The 13,439-nt window shown below is 72.2% G+C and carries 13 protein-coding genes; 4 read left to right on the top strand and 9 right to left on the bottom strand.

Features of this window, described 5'->3' with window-relative positions; genetic code table 11:
* Window positions 1-56: 56 nt before the first annotated feature.
* From ABZ016_RS00995 to ABZ016_RS00985, 3 genes are read left to right on the top strand one after another with little or no spacing between them, the layout of a single operon-like run.
* A complete protein-coding gene (locus tag ABZ016_RS00995; RefSeq protein ID WP_356914402.1) occupies window positions 57-1,502 on the top strand; it encodes a glycosyltransferase family 4 protein in 1,446 nt (481 codons plus the stop codon).
* Window positions 1,496-2,257, top strand: coding sequence for a class I SAM-dependent methyltransferase (locus tag ABZ016_RS00990; protein ID WP_356914401.1), 762 nt, complete (start codon window positions 1,496-1,498; stop codon window positions 2,255-2,257). The genes ABZ016_RS00995 and ABZ016_RS00990 overlap by 7 nt, the downstream gene beginning before the upstream one ends.
* The gene (locus tag ABZ016_RS00985) at window positions 2,254-3,324 is read left to right on the top strand and encodes a prenyltransferase (RefSeq protein WP_356914400.1); all 1,071 of its coding nucleotides are present in this window, start codon (window positions 2,254-2,256) and stop codon (window positions 3,322-3,324) included. Before ABZ016_RS00990 ends, ABZ016_RS00985 begins: the two co-directional genes overlap by 4 nt.
* A gap of 96 nt (window positions 3,325-3,420) precedes the next feature.
* Here the strand turns inward: ABZ016_RS00985 and ABZ016_RS00980 are convergent, their stop codons facing one another.
* From ABZ016_RS00980 to ABZ016_RS00950, 7 genes are all read right to left on the bottom strand, one after another.
* Window positions 3,421-3,714 (bottom strand): hypothetical protein, encoded by a 294-nt coding sequence (locus ABZ016_RS00980; protein ID WP_356914399.1) that lies wholly within the window; start codon window positions 3,712-3,714, stop codon window positions 3,421-3,423.
* Between the two features lie 46 nt (window positions 3,715-3,760).
* Window positions 3,761-4,771 (bottom strand): LLM class F420-dependent oxidoreductase, encoded by a 1,011-nt coding sequence (locus ABZ016_RS00975; protein WP_356914398.1) that lies wholly within the window; start codon window positions 4,769-4,771, stop codon window positions 3,761-3,763.
* Window positions 4,772-4,869: 98 nt separating this feature from the next.
* A complete protein-coding gene (locus tag ABZ016_RS00970; RefSeq protein WP_356914397.1) occupies window positions 4,870-5,700 on the bottom strand; it encodes a hypothetical protein in 831 nt (276 codons plus the stop codon).
* A 157-nt stretch (window positions 5,701-5,857) separates the two neighbouring features.
* The gene (locus ABZ016_RS00965) at window positions 5,858-6,805 is read right to left on the bottom strand and encodes an N-acetylmuramoyl-L-alanine amidase (protein WP_356914396.1); all 948 of its coding nucleotides are present in this window, start codon (window positions 6,803-6,805) and stop codon (window positions 5,858-5,860) included.
* A 137-nt stretch (window positions 6,806-6,942) separates the two neighbouring features.
* Complete coding sequence (locus ABZ016_RS00960) at window positions 6,943-7,245, bottom strand: hypothetical protein (protein ID WP_356914395.1); 303 nt, start codon at window positions 7,243-7,245, stop codon at window positions 6,943-6,945.
* A gap of 128 nt (window positions 7,246-7,373) precedes the next feature.
* A complete protein-coding gene (locus ABZ016_RS00955; protein WP_356914394.1) occupies window positions 7,374-8,024 on the bottom strand; it encodes a class I SAM-dependent methyltransferase in 651 nt (216 codons plus the stop codon).
* Between the two features lie 98 nt (window positions 8,025-8,122).
* Window positions 8,123-9,856, bottom strand: coding sequence for an MFS transporter (locus tag ABZ016_RS00950; protein ID WP_356914393.1), 1,734 nt, complete (start codon window positions 9,854-9,856; stop codon window positions 8,123-8,125).
* Between the two features lie 200 nt (window positions 9,857-10,056).
* Between ABZ016_RS00950 and ABZ016_RS00945 the strand changes: the two genes are divergently transcribed.
* On the top strand, window positions 10,057-11,499 hold the full coding sequence (locus ABZ016_RS00945; RefSeq protein ID WP_356914392.1) for an MFS transporter: 1,443 nt from the start codon (window positions 10,057-10,059) through the stop codon (window positions 11,497-11,499).
* Between the two features lie 65 nt (window positions 11,500-11,564).
* On the opposite strand, the gene ABZ016_RS00940 is transcribed toward ABZ016_RS00945, so the two are convergent.
* Complete coding sequence (locus tag ABZ016_RS00940) at window positions 11,565-12,182, bottom strand: response regulator transcription factor (protein WP_356914391.1); 618 nt, start codon at window positions 12,180-12,182, stop codon at window positions 11,565-11,567.
* On the bottom strand, window positions 12,179-13,402 hold the full coding sequence (locus ABZ016_RS00935; RefSeq protein WP_356914390.1) for a polysaccharide pyruvyl transferase family protein: 1,224 nt from the start codon (window positions 13,400-13,402) through the stop codon (window positions 12,179-12,181). Before ABZ016_RS00935 ends, ABZ016_RS00940 begins: the two co-directional genes overlap by 4 nt.
* Window positions 13,403-13,439: the final 37 nt, after the last annotated feature.

Genomic DNA, 13,439 nt, shown 5'->3' with positions numbered 1-13,439 from the left:
TAGATTAGCGTCCCGGCGTAATCTCGCGGGACCGAGCAGGGAGAAGGGGGCCCAGAGTGACCGCTGAGGCCAGGGAGGCCGGGCCTTCGGAGGACCCCGCCGCCGACGGCTTGCGACCGCTCAACATCGCGCTCCTCACCTATAAAGGGAACCCGTTCTGCGGCGGCCAAGGCGTCTACGTCCGGCACCTCTCGCGCGAACTGGCCCGCCTCGGCCACCGGGTCGAGGTCATCGGCGCACAGCCGTATCCCGTGCTCGACGAGGGCGACGGACGGGTGAGCCTCACCGAGCTGCCCAGCCTCGACCTGTACCGCCAGCCGGATCCCTTCCGCACCCCGAAGCGCGACGAGTACCGCGACTGGATCGACGCGCTGGAGGTCGCGACGATGTGGACCGGCGGCTTCCCCGAACCCCTGACGTTCTCCCTGCGCGCCCGCCGTCATCTGCGCGCCCGCCGGGGCGAGTTCGACGTCGTGCACGACAACCAGACACTCGGGTACGGGCTGCTGGGCGACGTGGGCGCGCCGCTGGTGACCACCATCCACCACCCCATCACCGTCGACCGGCAGCTGGAGCTGGACGCCGCGGAGGGCCGCAAGCGACGGGTGTCGGTGCGGCGCTGGTACGCCTTCACCCGCATGCAGAAGCGCGTCGCGCGCCGGCTGCCGTCCGTGCTCACGGTCTCCGGCACCTCGCGGCAGGAGATCGTCGACCACCTGGGTGTGCGGCAGGACCGTATCCACGTCGTCCACATCGGCGCCGACACCGACCTGTTCTCGCCGGACCCCTCGGTGCCGGTCGTCCCGGGCCGGATCGTGACGACGTCCAGCGCGGACGTACCCCTGAAGGGCCTGGTCCACCTCGTCGAGGCGCTGGCGAAGGTGCGCACGGAGCACCCCGGCGCCCATCTCGTGGTCGTCGGCAAACGTCCCACGGAGGGGCCCGTCGCCCAGGCGATGGAACGCTACGGCCTCGACGGAGCCGTCGAGTTCGTCAAGGGCATATCCGACGCGGAACTCGTCGACCTGGTGCGCTCGGCGGCCGTCGCCTGCGTGCCGTCGCTGTACGAGGGCTTCTCCCTCCCGGCCGCCGAGGCCATGGCCACGGGGACACCGCTGCTGGCCACCACCGGGGGCGCGATCCCCGAGGTCGCCGGGCGGGACGGCGAGACGTGCCTGGCGGTACCGCCGGGGGACGCGGGGGCGCTGGCCGCCGGGCTGAGCCGCCTGCTGGGCGACGAGGAACTGCGCGCACGGCTCGGAGCGGCCGGGCGTGAGCGGGTGCTGCGGCACTTCACCTGGGCCAGGGCGGCGGAGGGGACGGTGGCCCGGTACCGCGAGGCGATCGATCGGGCCGGGGATCGCTCCCTGCCCCGCGCTTCCGGTCCTTCGGCCTCCTCGACAGGCGCTGTGCCCACACCTCCCGCAGCCCCAGTAGGTGCAGTTTCCGCAGCACCCATAGATGTAGAAGGCGTCAACTCCGAAAGCAGGGCCACGTGCTGACCGTCGACTTCTCCCGGTTCCCGCTCGCCCCGGGCGACCGTGTCCTGGACCTGGGCTGCGGTGCCGGGCGGCACGCGTTCGAGTGCTACCGGCGTGGCGCACAGGTCGTGGCGCTGGACCAGAACGCCGAGGAGATCCGCGAGGTCGCGAAGTGGTTCGCGGCGATGAAGGAGGCCGGCGAGGCTCCCGAGGGCGCCACCGCCACGGCCATGGAGGGCGACGCCCTCGCTCTGCCCTTCCCCGACGAGTCCTTCGACGTCGTCATCATCTCCGAGGTGATGGAACACATCCCGGACGACAAGGGCGTCCTCGCCGAGATGGTCCGGGTGCTGAAGCCCGGCGGACGCATCGCCGTCACCGTCCCGCGCTACGGCCCCGAGAAGGTCTGCTGGACCCTGTCCGACGCCTACCACGAGGTCGAGGGCGGCCACATCCGGATCTACAAGGCGGACGAACTGCTCACGAAGATCCGTGAAGCCGGCCTCGAACCGTACGGCACGCACCACGCCCACGCCCTGCACTCCCCCTACTGGTGGCTGAAGTGCGCGTTCGGCGTCGACAACGACAAGGCCCTGCCGGTGCGGGCGTACCACAAGCTGCTCGTCTGGGACATCATGAAGAAGCCGCTGGCCACCCGGGTCGCCGAGCAGGCGCTGAACCCGCTGATCGGCAAGAGCTTCGTGGCCTACGCGACCAAGCCGCACCTGCCGCGCCTGTCCGACCGCCTGTCCGGCACCGGGGCGGACGCCCAGTGACGACTCCCCGGACGGAACACCTGGTCCTGCCCGGGGTCCTCACCGCGGAGCAGGCCGCCGCCACCGTCGCCGGCATCCTCGCGGTACAGCGCGAGGACGGCGCGATCCCCTGGTTCCGGGGCCACCACCTCGACCCGTGGGACCACGTCGAGGCCGCGATGGCCCTCGACACGGCCGGCGAGCACGAGGCCGCCGAACGGGCCTACTTGTGGCTCGCCCGGCACCAGAACCCGGACGGCTCCTGGTACGCCGCCTACACCGACGGCGAGTTCGACGCGGTCACCGACCGGGGCCGGGAGACCAACTTCGTCGCCTACATAGCCGTCGGCGTCTGGCACCACTACCTCTCCACCGGCGACGACGCCTTCCTGGACCGGATGTGGCCGGCGGTGTACGCGGCGGTGGAGTTCGTGCTGCGCCTGCAGCAACCGGGCGGGCAGATCGGGTGGCGCCGCGACGACGACGGCACGGACACACCGGACGCCCTGCTGACCGGGTCCTCCTCCATCCACCACGCGCTGCGGTGCGCGCTGGCCATCGCCGAGCAGCGCGAAGAGGCCCAGCCGGACTGGGAGTTGGCGGCGGGGGCCCTGCGGCACGCGATACGGCACCATCCGGAGCGGTTCCTCGACAAGAACCGGTACTCGATGGACTGGTACTACCCGGTCCTGGGCGGCGCGCTGACCGGAGCGGAGGCGAAGGCCCGGATCGAGGAGGACTGGGACCGGTTCGTCGTCCCGGGGCTGGGCGTGCGGTGCGTGGACCCCAATCCGTGGGTGACGGGGGGCGAGTCCGCGGAACTCGCGCTAGCCCTCTGGGCGATGGGGGAGTCCGACCGGGCGCTGGACGTGTTGCAGTCGATCCAGCATCTGCGGGACGAGGACAGCGGGCTGTACTGGACGGGGTACGTCTTCGACGATGACGCCGTCTGGCCTCGGGAGTTGACGACGTGGACCGCGGGGTCGTTGTTGCTGGCCGTGGCCGCGTTGGGTGGGCATGAGGCTACGTGCCAGGTGTTCGGGGGTGAAGGGTTGCCCGTGGGGCTGGACTCGGACTGCTGCGCCTGAGAGCTCGGGGGCTCGCCCGGTTCGCGGGTGCGCGTCGCGTGTGGTCGCTCGCGCAGTTCCCCGCGCCCCTGGAGGGGCGAGCCCCTCAGGGCGTTTTCAGTGGCGGTGGGCCCTGTTGGCGATCGCGTGGCCGATGAACAGGTAGACCACCGCCGCCAGGCCGTAGCCGCAGACCACTCGGGCCCATGCCTCGTCGAAGGTGAACAGGTCGTGGGACCAGCCCGCGAGCCAGCGGGCCGCGTCGTGGATGAACTGGACGAAGCTGTTCGCCTGGTTCGCGTCCAGCAGGTACATCAGGATCCAGAGACCCAGGATGAGCGCCATGATGTCGGCCACGACCGCGACGATCGTGCCGGCCTGATTCGCACCGTTGCGATATCGAGGGGACATGTTCTCCGGATTGCCCTTGAACTCTGGATGAAACCCGCGGAATCGCTCAGGAGTTCAACTCGGCCAGTACGCGCAGCGTGTGGCGGTCCGGGCTGATCACCAGCAGGTCCGTCACCGGGCCCTTGCGCCACGACTCCAGCCGCTCCGCGATCCGTTCGCGCGGTCCGACCAGGGAGATCTCGTCGGCGAAGGCGTCGGGGACGGCGAGTACGGCCTCCTCCCGGCGGCCTTCGAGGAACAGTCGCTGGATCCGGCGGGCCTCCTCCTCGTACCCCATGCGGGCCATGAGGTCGGCGTGGAAGTTGCGGGCCGCGTGGCCCATGCCGCCGATGTAGAACCCGAGCATGGCCTTGACGGGCAGCAGGCCCTCCGCGACGTCGTCGCAGACCCGGGCCTGGGCCAGCGGCGCGACCAGGAACCCCTCCGGCAGGTCCGCCAGGGCCGGGCCGTACACCTCCGGCCGGGTCGGCGGCCAGTACAGCGGCAGCCAGCCGTCGGCGATCCGGATCGTCTGGGCGACGTTCTTCGGGCCCTCCGCGCCGAGCAGGACCGGCAGGTCCGGGCGGAGGGGATGGGTGATCGGCCTGAGCGGTTTGCCCAGGCCCGTGGCATCGGGGCCCTGATAGGGGTGCGGGTGGAAGCGGCCCGCCGACTCCACCGGCGCCGCACGCCGCAGCACCTGTCGTACGACGTCGACGTATTCACGGGTGGCGGTGAGGGGTGAGGAGGGGAACGGGCGGCCGTACCAGCCCTCGACCACCTGCGGTCCGGAGAGCCCGAGGCCCAGCACCATGCGGCCGCCGGAGAGGTGGTCCAGGGTCAGGGCGTGCATCGCGGTGGTCGTCGGCGGGCGGGCGGCCATCTGCGCGACCGCCGTGCCCAGGCGGATGCGGGAGGTGTGCGCCGCGATCCAGGCGAGCGGTGTGAACACGTCCGAACCCCACGACTCCGCGGTCCAGACGGAGTCGTAGCCCAGACGCTCGGCCTCCCGCGCGAGTGGCAGGTGGTCCGGGGAGGGGCCGCGACCCCAGTAGCCGAGCGCGAGACCGAGCCGCATACCTGCCTCCTGACGGAGCGTCAGCTAAAGGGGAGCGACGACTGTACGGCAACGGCCCCCCGCCCGGAAGGGCGAGGGGCCGTGAGCGGTGGGCGGGCTCAGCCGCGCTGGATGCCCGACGTGTCCTGGAGGACGCCACGGCGGCCGTCCTGCGTCTGGGCGACCAGGGCCGCGCCGCGCTGCTCGACCGCCAGGTACCAGGTGCCCGGGGCGAGTTCGGCGATCGGCGTCGGCGAGCCGTCCTCCGGGAACAGCGGCCGCGGCACCGGCACCGCGAACCAGAACGGGGAGAAGTCCCCGGCCGGCGGCTGCGGGGCCTGGGCCTGCTGGGGCTGGGGCTGGGGCTGACCGCCGTACGGCTGCCCCGGCTGCGGCTGACCGTACCCGCCGGGCTGCTGCGCGCCCGGGTAGCCGTAACCACCCTGCGGCTGACCGCCGTAGGGCTGCGGAGCGGCGGGGCGGGGGGCCGGGACGAGGGCGCCCTTGAGGGCGGGGACGAGGGGGGTGGCGACGGCGGCGGCGGCCATGAGGAGCGTGGCGACGAGGGCGAGGATCAGGCCGATGCCGGGGCTCGGGGCACCGTCGCTCGCGTTCTCGCCGATGTTGTCGAAGCCGCTGGGCGCGTCGACGATGTTGCCCAGCGCGCTCCAGGCGGCGAACACGGTGAAGGCGGCGCCGAACTGGCCGATCTCGAGACCCGCGATCTTCGGGACCTGCGGCAGACCGTGGGAGACGACGACGAGCGCGGCGCCGATGATCCCCGCCAGCACGACACTGAACACGACCGGACCGCTGCCCCACAGGGTGGGGAGGTCGACGCTGTCGGGGACATTGTCGAACGAGTAGAGGTCGAGGAATGACGCGATGAACAGCAACACCGCTGCTCCGAGCACCACGCCGTCGCCTCGAGTGAGGGAGCGGATATTCACTTCAGGTCCTTCTCAGGTCGTCTCATCGTCGGTAGAGGCGTCGCTGTCACCATGTCGCCGTCAGGCCCCTGTGTGAAGCGCGGGGGTGGCCCCTCATCGTAGGGAGACACTATCGTCCGCCCGATCAGGGTGTCCGCCCGGACCAGCCCGGCGAGAGCTACCCGCGCAGGAAACTCACGATTCCCTCAGAGATCCCTTGCGCCGCCTTCTGCCGCCACGCGCCACTCGTGAGCAACGCCGCGTCCTTGCTATCGCGCATGTTCCCGCACTCGATGAACACCTTGGGAACCGTTGACAGATTGAGACCGCCCAGGTCCTTCCGCGTGACGAGGCCGGTGCCGTCGCCGATGTAGTCGGACGGGGCGCTGCCGGTGACGGCGACGAAGCGCCCGGCGACGCGCTCGCCGAGGTCGCGGGAGGGGGCGACGATCGCGCGGGTGTCCGCGGCGCCCGCGTGGACCGCGCCGGGCATGATGACGTGGAAACCGCGGTTGCCGGCGCCGGCGCCGTCCGCGTGGATCGAGACCACCGCGTCGGCCTTCGCCTCGTTGCCGATCCGGGCCCGCTCGTCCACGCACGGGCCGTACGGCCGGTCGCCGTCCTGGGTCAGCTTCACCGTGGCGCCCTGCTCTTCGAGGAGCGTGCGCATGCGGTGTGCCACGTCGAGGGTGAACTTCGCCTCGGCGTAGCCGTCGTTGGTGGAGGTGCCGGTGGTGTCGCACTCCTTCCAGTTGGTCCCGATGTTCACCTTGCGGTTGATCTCGGAGGCGTGCTGGAAGTTGTCCGGGTTGTGCCCGGGGTCGATGACGACGACCTTCCCCTTGAGCGGGCCGGAGGCGGCGGGCGCGGCGGGCGCGGACGCGGAGGGCGTGGGGGAGGCGTCCGGCTGCTTGGCGTCGTCGGTGGCCGTGCCGGAGGCCGAGGGCGGAGAGGACCGTACGGTCGCCCGGTCCGAGCCGTCGCCGTCCCCCGAGCCGCCCATCGTCTCGAACACCAGCCAGCCGAGCAGCGCCCCCGGCACCAGCGCGGCGAGGGCGACGGTCAGGGGCCCGCGGCGGGAGCGGCGGGGCTGGGGCGGTTCGAAGTCCGGGCCTACGTACGACACGTCTGCCACCCTAGCGGCCGCCCCCGGGAGCGGCGGGCCGAGGACGGCCCGACGGGTGGCGGCTACGCCCCGGCCTCCCCGTGCTCCTCGTTCTCCCCGTGCTCCTCGTTCTATCCGTCCTCCTCGTGCTCCTCGTTCTATCCGTTCTCCTCGTTCTCCCGGTTCCCCTCGTTCGGGCCGTGCCCGGCCGCCTCCCTCACCCGCGCCTCGATCTCCTGGCGCGAGGTGCCTTCCTGCTTCGCGTACGCGGTCACCGCCGCCTGGACGTCCCGGGCGAGGTCGCGCCAGGCGCGCCAGGCGGTCTCCCAGGTGGTGGTCTGCTGGCCGCTCCACTTGGTCTGGGTGGGCGGCCCGTACGCGTCCTCCAGTCGGCGCACGCGGGCGTACGCCGTGTCCGCCGCGCGCTGCTTCTCCACGAGCTCTGCGAAGGTGTGTGCCACGCGCCCGGATCTTTGGGCAGTGGCGGTCGCCCGCCGACTCGCCACGCCGCCCGTGGGCCGACCGGAGGGGGTGGAGGAGGCCCGGTTCACCCGCCCAGCCGTCAACCCGCCCGGGGTGGCGCGTGCTGTCAGACGCCCGGTCCCGTGCGGCGCAGCACCCGCAGGGAGTCCGTCGCCGAGACCTCCGTGAAGGCACCCGAGGCCAGGGCCCTGAGGTAGACGCGGTACGGGGCCTGGCCGGTGAACTCGTCCTGGGGGTCCGGGAAGACGTCGTGGATGAGGAGCAGGCCGCCCTCGGCGACGTGCGGGGCCCAGCCCTCGTAGTCGGCGGTGGCGTGCTCGTCGGTGTGGCCGCCGTCGATGAAGACGAACCCCAGGGGCGTGTTCCAGAACGCGGCGATCCGCGGGGAACGGCCGACCAGGGCCACCACGTGGTCCTCCAGACCGGCCCGGTGCAGGGTGCGGCGGAACGTGGGCAGCGTGTCCATCACGCCGAGTTCCGGGTCGACCGTCTCCGGGTCGTGGTACTCCCAGCCCGGCTGCTGCTCCTCGCTGCCGCGGTGGTGGTCGACGGTGAGCGCGCCGACCCCGGCCTCCCGGGCCGCGTCGGCGAGCAGGATCGTGGACCGGCCGCAGTACGTGCCGACCTCCAGCAGCGGCAGCCCCAGCCGGCCGGCCTCCACGGCCGCCGCGTACAGGGCGAGGCCCTCGTGCACGGGCATGAACCCCTTCGCCGCCTCGAACGCGGCCAGGATCTCGGGCTTCGGGGCCGCGGGCATGGGGTTCCTCTCGGTCGTACGGGTGTCCGGGCGCTTTATCGTGCCGTACCCCCTGCCGGTGGCCGACAGGGGGTACTGGTCAGTAGCGGGGGGTGGCGTCAGGCCGGGACCGTCTCGCCCGGCAGGGACAGGTCGAGGTCGACCGGGCGCTCGTCGCCCGTGTGGGTCGCGGACGAGGCGAGCGGGCCGTGGCCCGTGGCGCGGGCGGCCAGGACGTACGCGCCGCCGCCCGGGACGGTGAGGACGTAGCCGCCGTCCTCGGCCGAGAGGGTCGCGCCCGCCTGGCGGCCGTGCCGGTCGATGAGCGTGACCTTGGCGCGGGCGACCGGCCTGCCGCCGGCGTCCAGCACCCGGCCGCGGAAGCCGCGCAGCACCGCCTCGGCGCGCTCCAGGTTGGCGTCCTCCTCGCTGCTCGCCCGCAGCTGCGGGGCGCGGTTCGCCTTCGGCAGGAACAGGGCCAGCAGCAGACCGATCGCCACCGCCGCGGTCGCGATCAGGAAGGAGACCCGGAAGCCGTGCATGGTCGGGACGGCGACGCCGCCGACGTGGTCCGCGGTGTTGGCCAGCACCATGCCGATCACGGCGCTCGAGACCGACGTGCCGATGGAGCGCATCAGGGTGTTGAGGCCGTTCGCCGCACCCGTCTCCGAGGCCGGGACCGCGCCCACGATCAGTGCGGGCAGAGAGGAGTAGGCGAGGCCGATGCCCGCGCCCAGCAGCACCGAGATGACCAGGCTCTGCCAGGGGGCGCTCATCAGGCCGAGGCCGGCGCCGTAGCCGATCGCGATGATCAGCAGACCGAGGATCAGGGTGAACTTCGGGCCGTACTTCGCGGACAGCCGGGCGTAGACGGGCGCCGTGAACATCATCGTCAGGCCGAGCGGCGCGACCAGCAGACCCGCGACGACCATCGACTGGCCGAGGCCGTAACCGGTGGACTTCGGCAGCTGGAGCAGCTGCGGCAGGACCAGGGAGACGACGTAGAAGGAGACGCCGACCATGATCGACGCGAGGTTGGTGAAGAGGACGGCCGGGCGGGCGGTGGTGCGCAGGTCGACCAGCGGGGCCTTGACGCGCAGTTCCATCACGCCCCACAGGACCAGCACCAGCGCGGCGGCGGCGAACAGGCCGAGGGTGGTGCCGGAGGCCCAGCCCCAGTCGCTGCCCTTGGTGATCGGCAGCAGGAAGAGCACGAGCCCCGTGGACAGACCCACGGCGCCCGGCAGGTCGAAGGAGCCCTCGGCGCGCATCGGCGACTCGGGCACGACGAGCAGGGTGAGGGCGATGGCGAGGACACCGAGGCCGGCCGCACCGTAGAACAGGACGTGCCAGTCGGAGTGCTGGGCGACCAGGGCGGCGGCGGGCAGCGCGAGGCCACCGCCCACGCCTATGGAGGAGCTCATCAGGGCCATCGCCGAGCCGAGCCGCTCCCGGGGCAGCATGTCGCGCATCAGGCCGATGCCGAGGGGGATCGCGCCCATCGCGAAGCCCTGGAGCGTACGGCCGACGATCATCATCAGCAGAGCGCTGGTGAACGCGCTGATCAGGGCGCCGACGACCATGACCGCCAGGCTGGTGATCAGCATGCGGCGCTTGCCGTAGAGGTCGCCGAGCCGGCCCATGATCGGGGTGGCCACCGCGCCCGAGAGGAGGGTCGAGGTCAGGACCCAGGTGGCGTCGCTGGGGGCGGTGTCCAGCAGTTGCGGCAGATCCTTGATGACCGGGACGAGCAGGGTCTGCATCACCGCGACAACGATGCCCGCGAAGGCGAGTACCGGGACCACGGCTCCGCTCGCTCTGCCTGCGGGGCGGTCTGTCGTCGACTGCGTCATTGAGAGGGGCCTCCAGGCCGGTGTTCGGGTCGTGCGTGGTTACGTGGATCCTGAACCTTGTATGTCCAGGCAACTATTCCGTTGCTTTGGCACCCTAACGAAAACTTGACCTTTCCTTGGGATTACGGGAGTCCTAGGGCTCGGGACCGACGCCGGGGCCCGGCGAAATCCCGATGCAAGGGCGCAAGGCGGTTGAGAGCATGACAGGCATGCTCGAATCCGCCGACACCGCCACCGCCCGCACGTCCCGACTGCGCCCGCGCGGCGCCCCGCCGATGTGGCTCGTCGTGGCCCTCACCTGCGCCGGGCAGTTCCTCGTCGTGCTGGACGTGTCCGTGGTCAACGTGGCGCTGCCGTCGATGCGGACCGGGCTCGGGCTGAGCGAGCAGGGCCTGCAGTGGGTGGTGAACGCCTACTCCATCGCCTTCGCCGGGTTCATGCTGCTCGGCGGGCGGGCCGGGGACCTCTACGGCCGCAAGCGGATGTTCCTCGTCGGACTCGGGCTGTTCACCCTGGCCTCGCTGGCCGGCGGGCTGGCGCAGGCCGACTGGCAGCTGCTGGTGGCGCGGACCGTGCAGGGGCTGGGCGCGGCCGTGCTGGCGCCCTCGACGCTGACGATCCTCACCTCCTCGGTGCCGGAGGGCTCCGCCCGGGCCCGGGCCATAGGCACCTGGACCGCGGTCGGCGCCGGAGGTGGCGCGGCGGGCGGTCTGGTCGGCGGACTGCTGGTGGAGGCGCTGTCGTGGCGATGGGTGCTGCTGATCAACGTGCCCGTCGGTGCCGTGGTGCTGTGCGCGGCCCTCTGGTTCCTCGTCGAGGGCCGGGCCGGTGACGGGCGGCGACTCGACCTGCCCGGCGCGCTGCTCGTCACGGCCGGGCTGGGCACACTCGCCTACGGCATCTCCCAGACGGAGGCGGAGGGCTGGACGGCACCGGCCACCGTGCTGCCGCTGCTCGCCGGGCTGGCTCTGCTCGCCCTGTTCCTCGCCGTCGAGGCCCGCACCGCGCATCCGCTGATGCCGCTCGGACTGCTCCGGCGCCGCGCGGTGTCCGCGGCGAACGTGGCGATGTTCCTGTGCGGCTCCGCGATGTTCTGCATGTGGTTCTTCATGACCCTGTACGCGCAGAACGCCCTGGGCTACTCGCCCCTGGAGGCCGGACTCGCCCTGGTCCCGAGCTCCCTCGCCGTCATCCTCGGCTCCAAGCTCGCGCCCCGGCTGATGCGGACGGTCAGCCCGCGCCATGTGGCGGTGCTGGGGACGCTGGTCGCCGTGGCCGGCTTCGGCTGGCAGTCCACGATGACCCCCGACGGCGCCTACGTCACGGCGATCATGATCCCCGGCATCCTGATGATGCTGGGCGCGGGCCTGGCGGCGACCCCGCTCGCAGCCCTGGCCACCTCCGGAGCGGCCCCCGGCGAGGCGGGCCTGGTCTCCGGCCTCGTCAACACCTCCCGCACGATGGGCGGTTCACTGGGCCTGGCGGTCCTCTCGACCCTGGCGGCAGCCCGCACGGCGGGCAGCACCACCCCGGCGGCCCTGACGGAGGGATACGCCCTGGCGTTCCGGGCCGGGACCGTGGTGCTGGCGGTGGGGGTACTGCTGATGTGGGCGTGGCTGCCGCGGGTGGCGCGGGAGCGGTAGGAGCGCCGACAGGACGGGGACGGCGGGGTCTCACGGGGAGATCGGTGCCCGTTGCGTGTCGCGGGTCACAGCCAGCCCTGGTGGCGGGCCTCCCGTAGGGCTTCCATGCGGTTGCGGGTGCCCGTCTTGCCGATGGCCAACGACAGGTAGTTGCGCACCGTGGACTCCGACAGGTGGAGTCTCGTGGCGATGTCGGAGATCGTCGCGCCGTCCGCCGAGGCCAGAAGCGCGTCGCTCTCGCGGGCGGTGAGGGGGCTCGGGCCGGCGCTGAGCGCGGCGGCGGCGAGGGCGGGGTCGACGACCGTCTCGCCCGCCAGGACACGGCGGATCGAGACGGCCAGCTCCTCCACGGGGCCGTCCTTCACGAGGAAGCCGGCGGCCCCCGCCTCCATCGCCCGGCGCAGATAGCCGGGGCGGCCGAAGGTGGTGAGGATCAGCACCCGGCAGTCGGGTACCCGGGCGCGCAGGTCGGCGGCGGCGTCCAGGCCGCTGCGGCCCGGGAGTTCGATGTCGAGGAGCGCGACATCGGGGCGGTGGGCGAGCGCCGCGTCCACGATCTCGTCCCCGGCCGCGACCTGGGAGACGACCTCGATGTCGTCCTCCATCCCGAGCAGCAGCGCGAGCGCACCGCGCATCATCCCCTGGTCCTCCGCCAGCAGCACGCGGACGGTTCCGTCGGTCACGGGCCCAGGGTAGGGCGGGGGCTGCCGAGCAGGGAGGCCAGCGTGTCGGTGAAGGCCGCGGCCGAGTAGTCGGCGTGGTCTCGGATGCGTGCCGCGACCGCATCGGCTCCGCCTCCTTCCAGGAGGTGGACGAGCCGGCCGGTGTGCTGCTCGTGCCCTTCCTGCCCTTCCTGGGTGGACAGGTAGAAGTCCGTCGCGTCGTACGCCATGTGGAAGACGTGCTTCTTGACGTCGCTCAGCGTCAGGTAGTCGTCGTGGGTCTTGGGGGTCGGCTCGGGCGCGCCGACGCACACCGCCGGGGTGCCGGCGCCCCAGGCGTTGACGGCCAGGTGGTAGGTGTCCGTGATGACCAGCCGGTACCGGGGGAGAACCCTCACCAGGTCGCCGATGGTGTGCTGACCGGGCCGGGCCGCGATGTGCTGGACCGCATCGGGGACCTCCCGGTCGAACCAGGGCAGCCATTCCAGCGGGACGCCCAGACGGTCGGACAGGTCCTGGCAGAAGCCGGGCAGCCACTCGGGGATCGGGGTACGGGCGCCGAGGAACACGCCGATCGCACCGCCGTCCGGCACCGACCGGGACCAGTCCGTGGCCGGGAGGTGGTCGAGGTCGCCCGGGCGGGACAGCAGCGCCGCGTCCGAACCGAAGTGGTCGGTCGTACGGTCCCCGCGCAGGTGCGCGATCTTCGCCGCCGAGAGCGGGTCCCGCACCCAGACGCGGTGACTGCGCCGCACCATGCGCGAGAACAGCGGGCCGTACTCCTTGTCCTCGTAGTCGGACTGCGTGTTGTGCAGGATCGTCCCGCCGTAGCTGAGAGTCCGCGTGAGGAGCTCGTCCGGCTGGTCCGCGAACAGCAGGGTCCGGTTCAGCAGGGCCCGGGCGGCGTCCCGGTCCGCGGCGATCCCGAAGTCCGTCAGGCGGTTCGTCGCGTCCTGCGCCAGATAGTGCCGGGTGTGCAGGAAGTCGCCCCAGAAGACGACCGCGTCGTGCTCGCGGACCGCGTCCAGGTTCTCGGCCAGGGGGTGGAACCGGAACGGGAAGCTGGTGCCGCGCGCGCACTCGCGCAGGGGCACGGTCTCCGGGGTGTGCAGGGTGTACCAGGTGGCGTCGATCCCCATGTCCATACGCCGCCGCAGGGACTCGAAAGCCAGGTCGACGGTCAGCATGCCGGTGTTGCGGTACCCGATGTTCGGCGCGGTGATGACGGCGACGCGTGCCATGTGTTCCTTTTCCCTAGCCCCTTGCCGACGCCGCCGA

It is taken from the genome of Streptomyces sp. NPDC006372, from assembly GCF_040612515.1.
GTDB lineage: Bacteria > Actinomycetota > Actinomycetes > Streptomycetales > Streptomycetaceae > Streptomyces.
Note: the sequence above shows the minus strand (reverse complement) of the source record. Positions and strands in the feature narration are given on the sequence as shown.